Consider the following 19,049-nt stretch of genomic DNA (forward strand, 5'->3'; position numbering starts at 1 on the left):
GACGCGTGAATGTAAAAAGCCAGAACCTGAGTTCTGGCTTTTTTGTCTCAAAATCCGTATCGGATCGCATCCTTACTTTGTTGCATCAGCGCGTCGATTTTCTGCGAATACGTCTCCAGCCCTTTGCCGTCTCCGGCCTCTGAGCACTCACGCCGCCGCGCGTTATAGGCCTTCATCAGTTGCGCCTGCGCAAAGCCAGGCTTGCCGTAACAGGCCATGCTCTGCTCCCAGCAGGCAATCGCCGCCTCCAGTTCCTGCTGTTCCTGATACTGTTTTCCCAGCTCGTTGAGTGCCTTGGCCGACTCCTGCGGCGGCAGCTGTTGCGCTAAAATTTGCTCAATGCGTGTATCCATAAAGATGACCTCCGCGCGGTTAATGGAAGAAGTTGAGAATATGACCAAACACCAGCCCGACGCTGATGACATCCGAGTCGCTGAATGTCACGTTCGAGAAGCCGAATTTGCCCAGCAGAGGCAGCAGCAGTGCCGGAAGTAAGGTGATAAACAGGCCGTGGAAGATACCGCCGATAATCGCCCCGCGACGTCCGCCGACGGCGTTACCAAAGATGCCCGCCGTGCCGCCTGCGAAGAAGTTGGTCAGCATGCCCGGTAAAATCATCGCGAGTCCCAGGCTCGGGAACAGGAACATGCCGATGACCGACCCGATGGTGGTGGAGATAAACCCGATGATCACCGCGTTAGGGGCGTAAGGGAAAAGCACCGGGCAATCGAGCGCCGGAATGGCGTTCGGCACGATGCGCAGGGCTATCCCGCGAAAAGCCGGGACGATTTCAGCCAGCAACAGGCGCACCCCGGAGAGCAGAACATACACACCCACCACAAACTGAACCGATTGCAGGAAGGAATAGACCAGATAGTTGACGTTATTGGCGAAAGGCGCGACAACTTCCGGGCCTGCGGCGATGGCGGGGATCAGGTAAATCGGGATCATCACCACCATCATCGACAGATAAGTGTCCTGCAGGAATGAGAGGGACTGCGGCAGCTCAAAATCTTCGGTGCTCTTACTGACGTCGCCGGTGATTTTTGCCACACCCGCCTGCACGATATACCCGATGGTGCAGAAATGGCCGAGCGCAAAATCATCGGAACCGGTAATTTTGCGCACAATCGGTTGTGCCAGTACCGGCATACCGACCGCCATCACCCCGGCTATCACCCCACCGGTTACGATCAGCTCCACACCGCGCAGGCCGCCCATATAACCGATGACCGAACAGACGGTCGCCATCCACAAGGAGGCCTGGCCGGTCAGGAAGATATATTTAAAGCGGGTCAGGCGGGCAATCAGGATGTTGACGATAAACGCCAGCACCATAATTAATGCGGTTTCACGCCCGAGCGTCTGCTGGGCGATCCCGGCAATCGACCCGACGTCAGTCACGATGCCGCGCATATGGAAACCTTTCTGGAATATTTCGCCCAAAAAAGTCAGCGCATTAACAATAATGCTCGCCCCGGAAAGAAGGACTAAAAATCCCAGCAGCGTTTTCAGTGTGCCGGTAATAATTTGTCCGGGACTTTTTTTCAATGCGATCAAGCCAATCATCGCAATCAGCGATATTAATATTGATGCCTGGCCTAATACATCATTAACAATAAAGTGAAGGAAAGACATAAGCGTCCCCTGTAGTAGAGATGTAGAGTTGTTCTATTGGATGATATTATTTTTTATTATTAGATAGCCAGATGACCCATTTCCTGAAGAACGGGTGTCAGTTTGCTTTTTATTTCATTTTTATCCACCAGCCTTTTCAGGTAAATAATATTGGCTTTGATGGTGTAATGCTGGAATTGTGATCTGAAGTTTTCGCCGGTCATAATAATATCTGCCCGGGTAGAGGTGGCGCTGGAAATATCGCAATGTGATAAATCGGCTTCGACACCTAAATCTTTTAATGCGGCTTCGATACTCATTTCACAGGCAAAACTACTGCCCAGACCTGCGCCGCAGACTGCAAGGATAGATAACTTTTTCATAAGACTCCCTTACGCATTTTGTAGGTGATGATTGTTGTAGATGATGAATATCGGTTGATGGTCATCTCTCTTCACTTCACGTTTAAAACTGCCGGATAATCTCTAAGGCTTCCTGCGTGTTCTTACTCTCTTTCAGTTTTTTCGCGGCCTCGTCGTCGCAGAAAAGATGAGAGAGACTGGCAATCATTTCTATGTGCGAATGGCTGTCTACGGCGGCCAGCGCGAAAATAACGTACACCGGATCGTTATCTTCACTGCCGAACTCGACGCCTTGTGAAACAATCACCAGCGACAGCGCCGTGCGGTTGACGCCCTCTTCGGGCCGGGCGTGCGGCATAGCAATGCCTTCGCCCAACACATAATAAGGACCGATTTCCCGGTGCATATCATATATAGCCTGAAGATAACGACTTTCCGCCGCACCAGAATCAATTAACGGTTGCACCGCTAACGCAACGGCACTTTTCCAGTCTTCTGTTTTCGGAATTATCTTGGTGTTATTTTCATTAATCCAGTCGCTTAACATAATACCTCTTTACATGAATAGGGGCTTTTCTCAGTATGATATTTAATTTAAATAAAAACTGTGATCTGTCCAGTTCTATTGGTGACTAAATAAAGCTTTTCATTTATCCAAGATAAGAATGTAAAACGATGTGTCGGAATTAATGTCTGTGACAATAAAACACGTCATGTTTTTTGTTCAGTAACGTAATATTTCCCTTTCCGGTTTATTGTGTTTGGGTATGAAATGAATTTATTATCCATTCGTGAATAACAACAATATTTACAGGTCTATTCTCATCAACATTATTTTGATCCACAGAATATACCGGTCCTAATGCCATTGGCTGCGCATTTCCTGCAAGAATTTTTAATTCGGGAATATATTCTGCCCCGACATGTCCCGCTAAGCGTTCGCCCACTCGCGAGGCAAAACGTTCCGCGACCCGTTCTGCATCAATCTGGCACCAGATTTCCAGCACCTGTGTCACGCCAGCCTGCTGCAAATAGGTGTGCAACACGTCTTTCGGCTGGAAACCAAACCAGGCATCGACAATAAATGTGCTGCCGTCCGGCGCGCCTGCGACGATATCCCAGATCACCTGATAACTGGCCTGACCCAGTACGCGGTTAAACGGGCGATCGACATTTTGCAGCCGCTGTAAAAACGGGTTTTTAATGCCATCGAGCGACAACTGCAACCAGCCACTCTGTTCAGAAAGCTCAACGGCGAGCCGGCTTTTACCTGATGCGGGGATCCCGTTAACCAGGATAACGCGTTTACCGGTAAAGCCATTTCGTGCGGCGCTTCTGTTTTCAGACATGTTCCACCTGTTCAGTTTTATGAGGTACCGGAGCCTGGAAGTATTGCTGGATCACGGCCTGAAGTTCGTTCAGACGCGGTACCGCAAGGGATTCGAGGCGGGATTTGGTCGCGCTGCGGTCAAGAGAAATGCAGTCTTTCCACAATGAACGCCCTGCGATAACGCCCGATGCGCCTTCACTCATGGCATCCGCCACTTGTTTGAGGAAGGTGGAATGATCAACCCCGGCGGAAAGCACCGCCCATGGCACATCGCCGGCGAGTTCAGTGATGTCGGCACAAGCTTGTTTCGAGCCCGGATAAGGCAGTTTCAGCACCTTCGCACCGCACTCCAGGCAAATCTTAGTGCCGCCATAGATCAGTGAAGGGACTTTTTCTTTATATTCTTCCTCGGTTTCGTTGTCGAGTTTATAGGTCAGGAACTCCACCACCAGCAGCAGGTCTTCGCGGGCAAAATCTTCGATGCACTGATGCAGAATTTCAATGTTATGGCGGTTGGCTTCTTCCTGATCAGCGCGCAGGTAGACCATGATTTTGCCGCCTGTGGCGCCCAGTTCACGTACGCGGCGCGCATCGACATTGGCCACCAGTCGGGACAGACGGTAGCCTTCCGGTGAATTATCCCAGCCTGATGCGTCAAGGCCGATCAGCAGGGCCGTATCGCGGGCAATAATGCCGTCATCCACCAGTTGCGGCACGGCGCAGACCGGATCGACCAGCACGCAGGAGGCTTTGCTGGCGAGGTATTGGGTGATGTCGGCTTTAATCAGCCCGAGTTCGTGTTCTGAAATGGCGGATTGTTGCTGCGGGTCGCTGGCCAGCAGGCTGCGCATGGCACCGCGCTGGTCACAGGCGATCACCAGCATCGCGCCATTCTTGCCACAAATTTGCTGATAGCTGCGTAATTCTGAAGTAGACATTTTTGACATGGAACTCTCCTTTGCGTGAAATTTATTACAGATGAAAAAATCTCGATTACACTGGACGTTCTGTCTTTAGCCCCCTGATGAAAAGGGGCGGAAAGTCGCGTAACACGCCGGTTTGCAAGGGTTGAAGCCCGATCCGGTACATTGCATTTTTACAGGTGTTGCGCAATAATCCCTCAATCGACAATTTGAGTGTAATTCATTACTGAAAGGAATTTCAAGCTGAAAGAGCCAATTTTGCAAGATATTGCAGCAACGCGCGCCATGATGCATTTAGTGGCTAAGCTGCATTACGAGTCTGATATGTCTCAGGTGGAGATTGCTCGCAAGCTGGATGTGTCGACGGCCACCATCTCAAGATTGCTCAATAAGGCCCGTGCGGCGGGCATCGTGCGCATCGAAGTGGTGGGATTATCTTCGCCGGAAGACATGACATCAGACCTGGTTAAGCGCCTCGGATTGAAGCAGGCCTATGTGGTCGATGCGCCGCCGGGGAATGTGCTCGGTGCGCTGTCAACGCCGCTGGCCTCGCTGCTTCAGGACGCCGGATTAGGTGCCGGCTCGGTGCTGGGCATCGGCTGGGGAAGGGCGGTGCGCGAAGTGACGCTGGCCGGTATGCCGCGTCTGCCGGGGATCATGACCGTGGCGCTGAACGGCGGGATGCAACAGTCTGCACCGCATTTTCAGATCACCGAGTTCGTCCGCCGCGCGGCGGAACAGATGGAAGGCACACCGTACTTTTTACATGCGCCTTATCTTTCCTCGGCACCTTTGCGTGATGCCTTTCTCGCTGACCGCAGCGTGCAGGAAATCATTTCGCTGTGGGATAAGCTGGATGCAGCGATCGTCGGCATCGGGCTGACCCACACGCCGAAACCGAGCGAATCCACCACTGCCACGCCGGGCGAACAGGCGCTGAGTGATGCCGCGGGTGACGTGCTGCGCCACTACTTCACGGAATCCGGTGAATTATTACACTGGGAAGGTGAGGAGCGGATGATTGCGGCTTCGGTTGAACAGTTGCGCAAAACGCCACTGACCATCGGCGTCGCCGCCACGCCGGAAAAAGCCGCCGGAATTATCGGCGCGGTGCGTTCGGGCATGATCAATTCATTAGTGACAGACGTGAATACCGCGCAGGCGATCCTGGATAAACTGCCGGTGGCATGACGGCTTGTTTTTGATTATGACCAAAAGAAAAAGGCATTCCGTGGCGGGAATGCCTTTTCGTTTTCCCCACGCTTTAAAATAAATCCGAGCGCCATCCTGAGTATTGAATGTGCTCATTTTTATCTTTTCTCCGCAGTGATTTGGCAGGTTTTAAATGGGTCATGTGTCGTGTTGAAAATACTATGAGGTGCCAAGGGTAAAGAGTGATGACAAGTTATCTTTAACGTGTTGTTAAAAAATTTTGTTGTAACTATGAGTATGAAAATAAGAGGATTTTTTTGCTCTTTAAAGCAAGGAATGTCTGTCAAAAAAATCTGAACAAGTTGCCAAATTCTTTCCGCTATCCGCTTTTACACTCCTGCCCTATTGTTAATTCCAGCAGCACAACAACACAACATTAAATACAAACACACAACCCAACAATGCACTCTGAGAGGAAATGAAAATGTCTAAATTCGATCTGCTGGACCCACAGAACTCCACCCTGATTTTCATCGACCATCAGCCACAGATGTCATTCGGCGTTGCGAATATTGATCGCCAGCAGCTTAAAAATAATACGGTCGCTCTCGCCAAAGCGGGCAAAGTTTTTAACGTGCCGGTGATTTACACCTCGGTCGAAACGGAAAGCTTCAGCGGTTATATCTGGCCGGAATTACTGGCGGTGCACCCTGATGTGAAACCTGTCGAACGCACCTCAATGAATTCCTGGGAAGACGCGGCCTTCGTGAAGGCCGTTGAAGCGACAGGGCGCAAAAAACTGATTATCTCCGCCCTCTGGACCGAAGTGTGTCTGACTTTCCCGGCGCTGATGGCGCTGAAAGAAGGGTATGAAGTGTATGTGGTGACCGACACTTCCGGCGGCACCAGCGTGGATGCCCACGAACGCGCCATCGACCGTATGGTGCAGGCCGGTGCGGTGCCGGTGACCTGGCAGCAGGTTCTGCTCGAATACCAGCGCGACTGGTCACGCAAAGAAACCTACGACGCCGTTATGGATCTGGTGCGTGAGCACAGCGGTGCCTACGGCATGGGCGTCGATTATGCCTACACGATGGTGCACAAAGCGCCACAGCGTCAGGGGTAATTCTGGTACGACAGCCCGGTTATTCCGGGCTATAAACGGTGCTCAGCCCGTCGAAGTTCTGCAAATTCTCACGCCACCACATGGCGGCGTTGCCGGTGGCATTGTCGTTCCAGGCCATAAACGCCTGGTCGCGGCGGGGTTCTGTATCGAGACGACGCTCAACCAGCGCACCGCTTTCCAGATGCGGTGCGGCCAGATAACGCGGCAGATAGCCGCAACCCAGCCCGGCAATTTGTGCATGCACTTTGGCGTTAAAGTCATGCACGCTCAGCATTTTCTGCTCATCAAGCACGCGTAAATCAGCGCCTGCGCCGTGGCGGGAGGTATCGTGAACGACAACGGCGCGATACTGGCGGATGTGTTCACGCACCAGCGGTTCCGGCATTGCGGCGAGCGGGTGGTGGGGCGCAACGGCAAACACATATTCCAGCCAGCCGATGGCGCGATATTCGATACCGCTGCGGGTCAGGGGTTCCTGCACGGCGCCAAAGACAATGTCGGCTTCGCCATAACTGAGCGCTTCCCAGCAACCGGCGAGCACGTCGTGGCGGAACAGCAATTGGGTATGCTGATGTTCGGCGTAAAACCGGTCGATCAGGGGGGCAAGCAGCGCGAAGGGAACGGAGGCATCAACGCTGAGGGTCAGTTTGCTTTCCCAGCCGCTTTCGACGTACTGCGCCTGTTGTTCCAGCTCACTGACGGCGCGCAGCAGCACGCGGCCTTTTTCGAGCATCAGGCGGCCGGTGGGAGTGAATGTCGCGCGATGACCGGAGCGGTCCAGCAGTTTGATGTTCAGATCACTTTCCATCTTCTGCACGGTATAACTCAGTGCCGACGCGGTTTTAAACAATCTGGCCGCGGCGGCCGCAAAGGTGCCGTGTCTGTCCAGCGCATCCAGGATCAGCAGCGCTTCAAGGCTTAATCGCATTATTTTTCCCACCCCAAAAATTGTTTAACAACACCCCAAAATATTTTCGTTATCAATGAGGGTGCTGGTTTCGTATCGTTTATGAATATAACGCAACATTCAGTTAACCAGAACAACGGTGAATGAGAAGGAATATCCGATGACCTATCCGCATCAACCAGACCACATGACTCTGGTGATCACCCACGGCGTTCAGCGGGATAAGCTCGCGGACTATGAATGCTGGCTGGAGACGCTGAAGACGGATGCGGCAAGGTTTCCCGGTTATCAGAATGTGAACATCCTGCGGCCGGTTCACGGTGAAACCACCTACACCCTGCTCGTGCGCTTCGATAACATTGATAATTTGTATCAGTGGATACACTCCGATCAGCGCGAAATCCGTGAGGCCACCTTAGCCAACTTACTGAGAGGGCAGGAATATATTGAGATGCGCACACAGGCGTAATCTTTCGTCGCCCAAAATTTACACGTTGTTTGCCCTGCAAAGGTTGAAGACTGTATAAAACGCCAGTATGATTCGGCTGTTTTTTATACGCTGTCGTTATCAGAGAAAAGTCATCACAGAAAGCAGGTCAGCCATTTTGTGGAATCCCGAAAAAGAGCTTTTTACCGAGCTTTATCAATACCCTGAACATCTTCGTCATACGTTGGAAAATTTACCCAGCAGCAGCGGTGTCTATATTTTCTATGGTGACGACAACGCTTTTCCGCTGTATATCGGCAAGAGTGTGAATATCCGCAGCCGCGTGATGTCGCATTTTCGTAATCCTGCCGAAGCCAAGTTGCTCCACATGACCCGCGATATCGATTATGTGAAAACCATCGGCGAAGTCGGGGCGTTATTGCTGGAATCGGATCTGATCAAAACCCGGCGTCCGCTGTTTAATAAACGTCTGCGCACCGCCCGCAAGCTCTGTTCGATCCGGCTTGAGGCGCTAAGCGCGAGTATCGTGTTCAGCAACGAAGTGGATTTCTCGCACAGTGACGATTTGTTCGGCTTGTTTAAAACCAAGATGTCGGCGGTCGAAAAAATCCGTGATATCGCCGATCAGGAAAAGCTGTGTTACGGCGCGCTGGGGCTGGAGAAGCTGACAAAAAACCGCGCGTGCTTCCGCTATTCACTGGGAAAATGTGCCGGTGTCTGTTGTGGAAAAGAATCCCCGCAGGCGCATCAGGCGCGTCTCAGAGAGGCGCTCAGCGCCCTGAAAATCCGCAGCTGGCCCTATCCTGGCCGGATTGCTATTGCCGAAGAAGCCAATGGCGTAACCGATTATCACGTCATCAATCACTGGTTTTATCTGGGGACGGTGCAAACGCTGGAGGCGGCAAAAGCCTTCGACATGGCCGTTCCGCATTTCGACCGCGACAGTTATAAAATCCTGTGCAAGCCGCTGTTCGAGGCGGACAGTTCGAAGGTGATTTTGCTGGATTAACGGCAACAAAAAAGGCTTCCGATCCGCAGATCTGAAGCCTTTTTACTGCATCGCGTTAGCGTCGCAACGGCGCGAATTAACGCATAGTCACAAACTCTTCCGCACCGGTCGGGTGGATAGCGACGGTGTTGTCGAAGTCTTTCTTGGTTGCGCCCATTTTCAGTGCGACCGCGAAGCCCTGCAACATTTCGTCCATGCCGTAACCGATGCCATGGATGCCGACGATTTTCTCTTCCGCACCCACGCACACCAGTTTCATGCGGCACGGCTGGCGGTGCTGCGTAACGGCGGTGTACATGGCGGTGAACTGAGATTTATACACTTTCACGTTCTCTTCGCCGAACTGCTCTTTCGCTTGCGGTTCGGTCAGGCCGACCGTGCCGATTGGCGGGTGGCTGAACACGACGGTGGCAATGTTGCTGTAATCCAGATGCTCGTCAGGTTTGTTGTTAAACAGACGCTCAGACAGACGACGACCTGCGGCAACGGCAACCGGCGTCAGTTCAACCGCACCGGTGTTATCGCCCACGGCGTAAATCCCTTTTACGCTGGTGTTCTGGAATTTATCGACGACGATATACCCTTTTTCGTTGGTTTTCACACCCGTCGCTTTCAGGTTGAAGTTGTCGGTTTCCGGTTCGCGGCCAATCGCCCAGACCAGGCTGTCGACTTCAAATTCCTGACCGTTTTCCAGTTTCAGCGTCAGGCTGCCGTCGGCATTTTTCACCACTTCTTTCGGAATGGATTCTTTATGCAGCGCCGGGCCTTCGGCTTCCATCACTTCAACCAGCGTATCGACCATCAGCGGATCGAAAGTACGCAGCGGCGCGTGTTTACGCACGAACAGGTGAGTTTCAGCACCCAGGCCGTTCATCACACCGGCGATTTCTACCGCAATGTAACCCGCGCCGACGACGGCAACGCGTTTTGGCATTTCAGTCAGATCAAAGAAACCGTCGGAATCGATGCCGTATTCTGCACCCGGAATATTTGGGTGGCTCGGGCGACCGCCGGTGGCGATCAGGATGTGATCCGCGGTGATCTTCTCGCCGTTCACTTCCACGGTATGATCGTCAACGAAACGCGCGAAACCTTTGATCACGTCAACGTTGTTTTTGCCCAGCACGTTATCGTACGAGGTGTGGATACGGTCGATGTAGGCGGTACGGTTGGCGACCAGCGTTTTCCAGTTAAAGCTGTTAACGGTGGTATCGAAGCCATAATCCGGGCCGTAGTTGCGGATCGCTTCAGCGATTTGCGCGGCGTGCCACATGACTTTTTTCGGGACACAACCCACGTTGACACACGTGCCGCCCAGCTCTTTAGCTTCGATCAGCGCACATTTTTTCCCATACATGGCTGCACGGTTGATTGATGCGATACCGCCGCTGCCGCCGCCAATTGCCAGATAGTCATAATGTTTGGTCATCGGATTTTCCATGAGTTGTCAAAAATGAAGAACGCCATACCGGCGTCGCTAATCTTAAAAATTGCTGTGAGTTTAGCGCGTGAATGCGTTTTGTCGCAAAGTTTGGATCGATGGCTGCAATAGGTTTGATAGCCGGGACCTTAGAAAAAGGTCCCGGCGAAGGGCAATTCTTTACTTACTCAGGCACAACCCATTTGACCGTGGTGTGACCGGTACCGGAAGGGACCAGCACTTTCAGCAGCCACGGCAGCACGTTGTTCATCTGCTGCTCGAGCTTCCACGGCGGATTGATGACGATCATGCCGGAAGCCGTCATACCGCGCTGATCGCTGTCCGGGCGCACGCCCAGCTCGATTTGCAGGATGCGGCGGATGCCGGTCGCTTCAAGATCACGCAGCATTTTCTTGATCTGCTGGCGCATGACCACCGGGTACCACAGCGCGTAAGTGCCGGTGGCAAAGCGCTTGTGGCCTTCCTGAATGCCTTTCACCACGTCCTGATAATCTGTTTTCAGTTCGTACGGCGGATCCATCAGGATAAAGCCACGGCGCGACAGCGGAGGCAACTGGGCTTTCAGCTGCTGGTAGCCATCGCTACGCGAAACGCGGGTGCGGTCATCTTTCTGGAATTCACTGCGCAGCAGCGGGAAATCGCTCGGGTGCAGCTCGGTCAGTTGCAGTTTGTCTTCTTCGCGCAGCAGCTGACGGGCAATCAGCGGTGAACCCGGATAATAACGCAGGCTTTCGTTGCGGTTGAAGTGGTTGACGACGGACATATAGGCCGCCAGTTCTTCAGGAATATCATCACGTTGCCAGATGCGCGCGATGCCTTCCAGGTATTCGCCGGTACGTTCGGCGTGTTCGCCGCTCAGCTGATAGCGCCCGGCACCCGCGTGGGTGTCGAGATAAAGGAAGGGTTTTTCTTTTTCTTTCAAAGACTCGATGATCAGGCTCTGAACGGTGTGTTTCAGGACGTCGGCATGGTTGCCAGCGTGAAAACTGTGGCGGTAACTCAGCATAAATATCATGTTCCGGAGTGGCGTATTGGCGACAGTATAAACTGTTTGCCCTCTTCATACTTCACGTTGCAGGCGCGATCTTACTTCCCCACCCAGCTGTTCTTGATTTTGAATTTGTCTGCGCGGTTATAACTGATTGAGTAATTGAAGGTTTTTCCGTCTTCCAGTTTGGTAATGCCCGACACTTTCAGCATCGGCAGGCCGGTTTCACACGCCAGCAGCGCGGAAAGCGCGTCATCAAACAGCGAGGCCTCAATGACGGAGTTATAGAATTTAATTTTTCTGCCGGTTTTATTTTCAATGAATTCATATAACGAGCCATTTTGTAAAACGGACTCAGGAATAATGTCGATGATTGTGCAGGGAATATAGGAATCTTCGATCAGCACCGCAATATTGTCCACCAGCCGGACGCGGCGAATATAATGCACCTCGTCGTCTTCATGAATATCCAGCTGGCTGGCGATATATTCCCCGGCTTTGAGGGTATGCAGGCTGATTAAGCGGCTGGACACTTTCACGTCATCTTTGAATTCACGAGAAAAACCGAGAATAGAATCGCTGGTACCGTTATTGAGCAGATAAACGTTATCTTCAATGACTTTGGTGACGTACATCCCTTTGCCATGAATACGTTCGATAAAGCCCTCCTGCTCCAGCATGTGCATGGCTTTTTGCAGTGTCACGCGCGTCACTTCATAACGCAAAGCCAGCTCGCGCTCGGAAGGAATTTTGTCACCGACCCGATACTCTTTATTGAGGATCGCCTGTTTAAGGCTGTTTTTGATAGCAATGTAGCGGGCGGCCATGGGCGTAACTTCTTCATGTCAGGGTTTATTTTTGAGCAGTATAGACAGATGCCCCGCAGACCGGAAGCGCAGGCTCCCGGTCTGCGCGCGTGTCATCGCAGGCGGATCAGCGCCGGTGCCGGCTGTTCAAACGCGCGATGCAGAATTTCCATCGTGGTCATCACCTCTGCTGCAGGCACATACGGCGGCTGTCCCTGAGATAAGGTGGCATGGACCGCATCGTAAACGCGGCCATAATCGCCGTTGCCCGCATCGACACGTTCGGTAACGGTTTCACCGCGTTCATCCAGATATTTCAGCACGCCATATTCCGTTTCCTGACCAAAATCTGCGGTGCCCGGTAATTTCCCGGCTTTCAGGCAGGTTTCCTGTTGATCGATATTCAGTTTAATAAAGGAGCCTTTTTCTCCGTGAAGAATAAATTTCGGGTAAGGCTGCATCACCAGATGGCTGCATTTAACAATGGCTTTGGTTTTGCCGTAATAAAGCTGCAGTTCAAAGGTGTCGTCAGGGTTATTTTTATTTCGCACCGAACGGATATCGTAATGCACACATTCCGGCCGTCCGAACAGGCTGACCACCTGATCGACAAGATGAACGCCCAGCCCGTAAAAAGCGCCGTGGGTATAATCGGCCGGCGCATCGGGGGCGTCAGGTCGGAAGTAATCAAAATGACTTTCGAACTCGACAATATTACCGAGCACGCCGCTGTTGATGACTTTTTTCACCGCCTGGAAACAACTGTCGAAACGCCGGTTCTGATAGGGCGTCACCGTCAGCCCTTTTTCCGCAGCCAGCGCAAATAAGCTCCGTGCTTCTTCCAGCGTGCGGGTAAACGGCTTTTCGACGATGACGTTCTTTCCGTGCTCAAGGCAGATTTTTGCATAGTCATAATGGGTTTGCGGCGGGGTACACAGGGTCACCAGCGTAATGCTTTCGTCGTGCAGAATATCATTGAGATCAGAGGTGAAGCGGATGCCCTGATAAGCCTCTTCTTGCTCAATGTCCGGGCGACGGGTGATGTCAAAAATGGTGCGAACCTCAAAGGTGTCGCGCCGCTGCAAAACGTAAGGCAGATGGTAGCGCGTTGCGCTTTTTCCGAATCCTATAAACGCACAGTTTATCTTCATGATGATGTATTCCTTGTCGTTAAGATTTATGCATTGACCTGCAAAGCCGGAACAGGCTGTTCGCTGTGTTCCATCGCCAGCTGTTTCTTTTCCAGCACGCGGAAGAAGGGATAATAGATCATTGCTGAAATAATAATCATGACGCCTGACCAAATGGCTGCCGGAATATTCCCGCCGGTGGCAAAATAGGCATTGAAGAAGGGCGGCATGGTCCACGGGATCTGCAAGACCGGGCGGCCAATAATATTAAACGCCATCAGGAACCAGGACAGAGTGCAAAGCAGCATCGGCGTGATAATTAACGGCAGCATCATCAGCGGATTAAACACCATCGGCACGCCGAAAATAACCGGCTCATTAATACAAAACAGCGACGGCGCAAAAGACATCCGGCCCAGCGATTTATAATAACGACTTTTCGACATCATCATCGCCAGCACCAGTCCCATCGTCGCGCCGGACCCGCCGGTGCAAATAAAGAAGTTATAAAAACCTTCCGCAAAGATATGGGGTATTGGCTGGTGGCTGAGATAGGCCTGAGTATTTTCGACAATAAACTTGAGAAATATCGGTGCGGTAATGCCGGAGAGCACGTTGGTGCCGTGAATGCCGCAGCACCAGAGCAGCGAGATAAGAAACACCAGCACCAGCATACCTGGCAACGTGCCCAGGCCGATGACCAGCGGGCTTAAGATCAGCGTGAAAAATGCGTTGATATCAAAATGCAGGATCACCCGCACAAACCACACCAGCGCCAGACAGACGAACGCCGGAATGACGCCGATAAAGGACTGTAATACGGCGGGAGGCACGTTTTCCGGCAGCCGGATATAGATTTTATGTTCGATAAAAAAGCGAATGATATAGACGGTCAGCACCGAAAGAATAATGGCCGAGAACAGACCGGACGCCCCGAGATTTTCGACGTTTAACGTATATTCATCGTTAAGCTGCGCCATCAGAAATACGGCGACGGTGATCCCGCTGCACATCAGTCCGTCAAGCTTGTAATGTTTCGCCAGATTGTAACTGATGCCGATGGCTGACATTAATCCGATCACCCCGAAGGTCACAATGACCGGCACATTCAGCGCGGTGCCGAACTGACCTAAATATTCCGTCCATCCGGGGATCGGCAGATTGGCGATAATTAAGAAGATACTGCCGGAAATAATAAACGGCAGCGTCAGCGTAATGCCGTTTCTGACGGCGACCAGAATAACGTTTTCGCCCACTTTCACCAGAGAGGGGACAACGCGTGATTCCAAAAATTTCATCATGAGGTTTTACCTGTCTTTCAATAATCATATTGAGGTAAATAAGCCCGGTTTACCGCGAGGTATTCGTCGAGAATTTTTTCGGCGATATCCACGGACGGCATCAGCGGATGCACCGAGAGCGCCATTAATGCCGTGGAATAATCGCCGGTGACGGCAGCCTCGATCGTGAGTTCTTCGAACGCTTTAACGCTCTGGATCAGGCCGCGGATTTTCGACGGTAAACGGCCATACGCCAGCGGATGCGCGCCCTGACGGTCAATCACCGCGTTAGTTTCCACCACGCTGTTTTCGTCAAGATCCGGCGTGGCACCGCGATTTCGCGTATTGACGACGTGGATTTCCTGCCGGTTGTTATAAATCGCGCTGATGATCGAACAGGCAGTGTCTGAGTAATACGCGCCGCCGCGGCTTTCCAGTTCTTTGGGTTTACTTTCAAGCTGCGGGTTTTTATAGATTTCAAAAAGCTGGCGCTCAATTTCACGCGTTTGTTCTCCGCGTGTGCCGTGCGTCTGACTGTCTTGTACGCTGTGCGCCACCATTTCACGGCGCAGATAGAAATATTTCAGGTAGGAAAGGGGATACAGCCCGAGTGCGCGGATAAAGGCGGGCGGCAATCCGGTGTCGGGAATGTTTTTCAACTGATGCTGACCGTTGCCCTGCGCCAGCTTTTCGATAAATTCTGCCGTAACGTCGTGGCCGTTGACGGCGATCTGATCGGCAAAAATCAGGTGGTTCAGCCCCATCACGCGGGCATACACGTCTTCGCGGCGCACGTCATACACCTTCGCGATATCCATCATCATGCTGTTCGCGCCGCTGCAAATCCCCAGCGTTTTGATGCACGAATATTTTTCGATGGCTTCGGTGACAATCCCCGCCGGATTGGTGAAATTGATCAGCCACGCCTCCGGGCACAGCCTTTCCATATCACGACACAACGCTAACAGCACGGGAATGGTGCGTTGCGCTTTCATAAACCCGCCCGCGCCGGTGGTTTCCTGGCCGAGAACGCCGTATTTCAACGGGATCGCCTCGTCGTGAATGCGGGCTTCCTGCTGGCCGACGCGCAGCTGGGTAGTGACGAAATCCGCATCACGCAGCGCGGTTTCCCGGTCGGTGGTCAGATGGACCGTCATCGGGATACCGGCTTTTTTCACCATCCGCTGTGCCAGCGCGCCCACAATGTTCAGCTTTTCTTCACCGGCGGCAATATCCACCAGCCAGAATTCCGATACCGGTAATTCGGCGTGGCGGCGGATAAAGCCGTCGATCAGTTCCGGTGTGTAACCTGAGCCGCCGCCCAGCGTGACAATCTTGAGTGTTTTCATTCCCTGCTGACTCCCTGTGTTGTTGAAAAACCGTACTGGCATATGCCAGATGACAGGAAGTTAACACGAATAACCTTGCTGTAAATAAGGGTTAACGGGCAGGCACAGACAAAGATGAAAAATGCGAGGCAGGTCTTGCTGCAAGCTGATAATTCGAGCGGGAGTGATTGATAACATGAATGTCTGTGCCTGCCGGACGATATCGGCGCCACCCTTGATTTCCCCGTCACTTGACCGCATGTTAGAAGTTACGTCATCTTTAAGACGACCCGAATTCACGGCGTGGTGCGCCACAGACGCATCAGCCCCAAACGCTATTACGAAGGACTGGCCCTATGACTGAACAGCAAAACGCGTCGAATCCGCTCTTAAAACCGTTCTCCCTGCCGCCTTTCTCTGCGATCCAACCTGAACATATTGTCCCTGCGATGAAGTCTGCGATTGAAGAAAGCCGCCAGACCATCGAACGCGTGGTCGCACAAGGTGCGCCTTATACGTGGGAAAACCTGTGTCAGCCGCTGGCAGAAAGTGACGATCGTCTGGGGCGTATCTGGTCGCCGGTCGGCCACCTGAATGCGGTGAAAAACAGCCCGGAACTGCGTGAAGCTTACGAGCAGTGCCTGCCGATTTTATCCGAATTCAGTACCTGGGCGGGTCAGCATGCCGGGTTGTATCAGGCTTATTGCGATCTCAAAGCCAGCGAGCATTTCAACACGCTGTCCGTGGCGCAGAAAAAAGCCATTGATAACGCGCTGCGTGATTTCGAGCTGTCCGGCATTGGCTTGCCGATGGAAAAACAGAAACGTTACGGTGAAATTTCCGCGCGTCTGTCCGAGCTTGGCTCGACTTACAGCAACAACGTGCTCGACGCCACCATGGGCTGGAGCAAACTCATCACGGATGAGAACGACCTGAAAGGTCTGCCGGAAAGCGCGCTGGCGGCTGCCAAAGCGCTGGCCGAATCGAAAGAGCAGGAAGGCTGGTTGCTGACGCTGGATATCCCGAGCTATCTGCCGGTGATTACCTACGGTGAAAACCGTGCGCTGCGCGAAGAAATGTACCGCGCATTCGGCACCCGCGCCTCCGATCAGGGCCCTAACGCCGGTAAGTGGGATAACAGTGAAGTGATGGCGGAGATTTTATCGCTGCGTCATGAACTGGCGCAGCTGCTGGGCTTTGACTCTTACGCGGACATGTCCCTCGCCACCAAAATGGCGGAAAGCCCGGCGCAGGTGATCGACTTCCTGAGCGGTCTGGCGACGCGCGCCCGCCCGCAGGGTGAGCAGGAGCTGGCGCAGTTGCGCGCCTTCGCCAAAGAACACTTCGGCGTGGATGAAATGGAAGCCTGGGATTTGCCGTTCTACGGTGAAAAACAGAAACAGCATCTGTTCTCCATCAACGACGAGCAACTCCGCCCTTATTTCCCTGAACAGCGTGCGCTGGAAGGGCTGTTCGAAGTGGTGAAACGTATTTACGGCATCACCGCCAAAGAGCGTAAAGACGTGGAAACCTGGCACAAAGACGTACGTTTCTTCGACCTGTTCGATGAAACCGGCGACCTGCGCGGCAGCTTCTACCTCGACCTGTATGCCCGCGAGCACAAACGCGGCGGTGCCTGGATGAATGACTGCGTCGGCAGCCTGCGTAAAGCTGACGGCGAGCTGCAAAAACCGGTCGCGTACCTGACCTGTAATTTCAACGGCCCGGTCGGCAATAAACCGGCGCTGTTCACGCACAACGAAGTCACCACGCTGTTCCATGAGTTCGGTCACGGCCTGCATCATATGCTGACCCGCATCGACACTCCGGGAGTGGCCGGTATTTCCGGTGTGCCGTGGGATGCCGTCGAGCTGCCAAGCCAGTTTATGGAAAACTGGTGCTGGGAGCCGGACGCGCTGGCGTTCATCTCCGGCCATTTCGAAACCGGCGAACCGTTGCCGAAAGAGATGCTGGATAAAATGCTGGCGGCGAAAAACTATCAGGCGGCGCTGTTTATCCTGCGTCAGCTGGAGTTCGGCCTGTTCGATTTCCGTATGCATGCGGAATATAACCCGGCCAAAGGCGCGCAAATCCTGCAAACGCTGGCAGAAATTAAGAAGCAAGTTGCCGTGGTGCCGTCACCGTCATGGGGACGTTTCCCGCACGCTTTCAGCCACATCTTTGCAGGTGGTTATGCGGCCGGTTACTACAGCTATCTGTGGGCGGAAGTACTGTCTGCCGATGCGTATTCCCGCTTTGAAGAAGACGGGATTTTCAACCGCGAAACAGGTCAGTCGTTCCTCGATAACATTCTGTCGCGCGGCGGTTCCGAAGAGCCGATGGAGCTGTTCAAACGCTTCCGCGGGCGTGAGCCGCAGCTGGATGCTATGCTGCGCCACTACGGAATCAAAGGATAACCTCTGCCTGTGAGTGTGTGTTTACTGTGTGAAGAAGGCGCCGATGAAGGCGCCTTATCTGTTCTGGCGCAGCGCTGGAATCTGACGTCTGATCCGGATGCCGTGATGGCGCTGGTGCTGACGCCTGAACGTCTGGAATTACGCAAACGCGACGAGCCCAAACTCGGCGCGATTTTTGTCGATTTCGTCGGCGGCACCATGGCGCACCGGCGTAAATTCGGCGGCGGACGCGGTGAAGCGGTGGCGAAAGCCGTCGGTGTTAAAGGCCGCTATCTGCCGGATGTCGTCGATGCCACCGCAGGGCTGGGGCGCGATGCGTTTGTGCTCGCTTCCTTGGGCTGCAAGGTGCGGATGCTGGAGCGCAATCCGGTCGTGGCGGCATTGCTCGATGACGGGCTGGCGCGTGGCTATCGCGATGCGGAAATCGGTCCGTGGCTGCGTGAGCGCATGACGCTGCTGCACGCTTCAAGCCTGACGGCGCTCTCTGAACTTTCGCCGAAGCCGGAAGTGGTGTATCTCGATCCGATGTATCCGCACAAACAGAAAAGTGCGCTGGTGAAGAAAGAGATGCGGGTGTTTCAGGGACTTGTCGGCCCGGATGAAGATGCCGATGGCCTGCTGGAACCGGCGCGTCGTTTAGCGACAAAACGCATCGTGGTGAAACGCCCGGATTACGCCCCGCCAATGGCCGATATTCCTGCCCAGGCCGCCGTGGTCACCAAAAGCCACCGGTTTGATATTTATACGCCGCTGTAGAATTCTGTTGTGCTAAAAATTCAAAACCG

At 53.1% G+C, this 19,049-nt stretch carries 19 protein-coding genes; 6 read left to right on the plus strand and 13 right to left on the minus strand.

Annotated features, from left to right (window positions below; genetic code table 11):
* Positions 1-47: 47 nt before the first annotated feature.
* From J1779_RS16295 to J1779_RS16320, 6 genes are all read right to left on the minus strand, one after another.
* Positions 48-353, minus strand: a complete 306-nt coding sequence (locus J1779_RS16295; RefSeq protein ID WP_122097246.1) for a hypothetical protein — start codon at positions 351-353, stop codon at positions 48-50.
* 19 nt (positions 354-372) lie between these two features.
* Positions 373-1,638 carry a PTS sugar transporter subunit IIC gene (locus J1779_RS16300; protein ID WP_217204258.1) on the minus strand — a complete coding sequence of 422 codons (1,266 nt, stop codon included), beginning with the start codon at positions 1,636-1,638 and terminating at the stop codon, positions 373-375.
* A gap of 59 nt (positions 1,639-1,697) precedes the next feature.
* On the minus strand, positions 1,698-2,000 hold the full coding sequence (locus J1779_RS16305) for a PTS sugar transporter subunit IIB (RefSeq protein WP_056775602.1): 303 nt from the start codon (positions 1,998-2,000) through the stop codon (positions 1,698-1,700).
* A gap of 82 nt (positions 2,001-2,082) precedes the next feature.
* Complete coding sequence (locus tag J1779_RS16310; protein ID WP_056775596.1) at positions 2,083-2,526, minus strand: PTS sugar transporter subunit IIA; 444 nt, start codon at positions 2,524-2,526, stop codon at positions 2,083-2,085.
* Between the two features lie 205 nt (positions 2,527-2,731).
* Positions 2,732-3,328, minus strand: coding sequence for a P-loop nucleotide/nucleoside kinase family protein (locus tag J1779_RS16315; RefSeq protein WP_056775594.1), 597 nt, complete (start codon positions 3,326-3,328; stop codon positions 2,732-2,734).
* Entirely contained in the window at positions 3,321-4,256 is a 936-nt protein-coding gene (locus J1779_RS16320; protein WP_056775591.1) for a tagatose-bisphosphate aldolase, read from the minus strand. Before J1779_RS16320 ends, J1779_RS16315 begins: the two co-directional genes overlap by 8 nt.
* A 234-nt stretch (positions 4,257-4,490) precedes the next feature.
* On the opposite strand from J1779_RS16320, the gene J1779_RS16325 reads away from it, so the two are divergent.
* Complete coding sequence (locus tag J1779_RS16325) at positions 4,491-5,423, plus strand: sugar-binding transcriptional regulator (protein WP_056775589.1); 933 nt, start codon at positions 4,491-4,493, stop codon at positions 5,421-5,423.
* 445 nt (positions 5,424-5,868) lie between these two features.
* Positions 5,869-6,510 (plus strand): hydrolase, encoded by a 642-nt coding sequence (locus J1779_RS16330; protein ID WP_056775586.1) that lies wholly within the window; start codon positions 5,869-5,871, stop codon positions 6,508-6,510.
* Positions 6,511-6,529: 19 nt separating this feature from the next.
* Here J1779_RS16330 and J1779_RS16335 read toward each other — a convergent pair whose 3' ends face one another.
* A complete protein-coding gene (locus J1779_RS16335) occupies positions 6,530-7,438 on the minus strand; it encodes a LysR family transcriptional regulator (protein ID WP_122097249.1) in 909 nt (302 codons plus the stop codon).
* 139 nt (positions 7,439-7,577) lie between these two features.
* Between J1779_RS16335 and J1779_RS16340 the strand changes: the two genes are divergently transcribed.
* Both J1779_RS16340 and cho read left to right on the plus strand, forming a co-directional pair.
* The gene (locus J1779_RS16340) at positions 7,578-7,886 is read left to right on the plus strand and encodes a putative antibiotic biosynthesis monooxygenase (protein ID WP_217204259.1); all 309 of its coding nucleotides are present in this window, start codon (positions 7,578-7,580) and stop codon (positions 7,884-7,886) included.
* Between the two features lie 136 nt (positions 7,887-8,022).
* Complete coding sequence (cho, locus tag J1779_RS16345; protein ID WP_056777147.1) at positions 8,023-8,874, plus strand: excinuclease Cho; 852 nt, start codon at positions 8,023-8,025, stop codon at positions 8,872-8,874.
* A gap of 76 nt (positions 8,875-8,950) precedes the next feature.
* Here the strand turns inward: cho and gorA are convergent, their stop codons facing one another.
* The 6 genes from gorA to J1779_RS16375 form a co-directional block, all read right to left on the minus strand.
* Entirely contained in the window at positions 8,951-10,303 is a 1,353-nt protein-coding gene (gorA, locus tag J1779_RS16350) for a glutathione-disulfide reductase (protein WP_056775578.1), read from the minus strand.
* 175 nt (positions 10,304-10,478) lie between these two features.
* Positions 10,479-11,321 carry a 23S rRNA (adenine(2030)-N(6))-methyltransferase RlmJ gene (locus J1779_RS16355; protein WP_056775575.1) on the minus strand — a complete coding sequence of 281 codons (843 nt, stop codon included), beginning with the start codon at positions 11,319-11,321 and terminating at the stop codon, positions 10,479-10,481.
* An 80-nt stretch (positions 11,322-11,401) separates the two neighbouring features.
* Entirely contained in the window at positions 11,402-12,130 is a 729-nt protein-coding gene (locus J1779_RS16360) for a GntR family transcriptional regulator (protein ID WP_056775572.1), read from the minus strand.
* Positions 12,131-12,222: 92 nt separating this feature from the next.
* The gene (locus J1779_RS16365; RefSeq protein WP_217204260.1) at positions 12,223-13,260 is read right to left on the minus strand and encodes an oxidoreductase; all 1,038 of its coding nucleotides are present in this window, start codon (positions 13,258-13,260) and stop codon (positions 12,223-12,225) included.
* 26 nt (positions 13,261-13,286) lie between these two features.
* Positions 13,287-14,540, minus strand: a complete 1,254-nt coding sequence (locus J1779_RS16370) for a PTS sugar transporter subunit IIC (protein WP_217204261.1) — start codon at positions 14,538-14,540, stop codon at positions 13,287-13,289.
* A 17-nt stretch (positions 14,541-14,557) separates the two neighbouring features.
* Positions 14,558-15,868 (minus strand): 6-phospho-beta-glucosidase, encoded by a 1,311-nt coding sequence (locus tag J1779_RS16375; protein ID WP_217204262.1) that lies wholly within the window; start codon positions 15,866-15,868, stop codon positions 14,558-14,560.
* A 335-nt stretch (positions 15,869-16,203) separates the two neighbouring features.
* Here J1779_RS16375 and prlC point away from each other — a divergent pair, with 335 nt between their 5' ends.
* Together prlC and rsmJ are read left to right on the plus strand one after the other, a co-directional pair.
* The gene (gene prlC, locus J1779_RS16380) at positions 16,204-18,264 is read left to right on the plus strand and encodes an oligopeptidase A (protein ID WP_217204263.1); all 2,061 of its coding nucleotides are present in this window, start codon (positions 16,204-16,206) and stop codon (positions 18,262-18,264) included.
* A gap of 9 nt (positions 18,265-18,273) precedes the next feature.
* Positions 18,274-19,020 carry a 16S rRNA (guanine(1516)-N(2))-methyltransferase RsmJ gene (rsmJ, locus tag J1779_RS16385; RefSeq protein WP_056775557.1) on the plus strand — a complete coding sequence of 249 codons (747 nt, stop codon included), beginning with the start codon at positions 18,274-18,276 and terminating at the stop codon, positions 19,018-19,020.
* Positions 19,021-19,049 lie beyond the last annotated feature (29 nt).

Source organism: Rahnella rivi, assembly GCF_019049655.1.
GTDB lineage: Bacteria > Pseudomonadota > Gammaproteobacteria > Enterobacterales > Enterobacteriaceae > Rahnella > Rahnella rivi.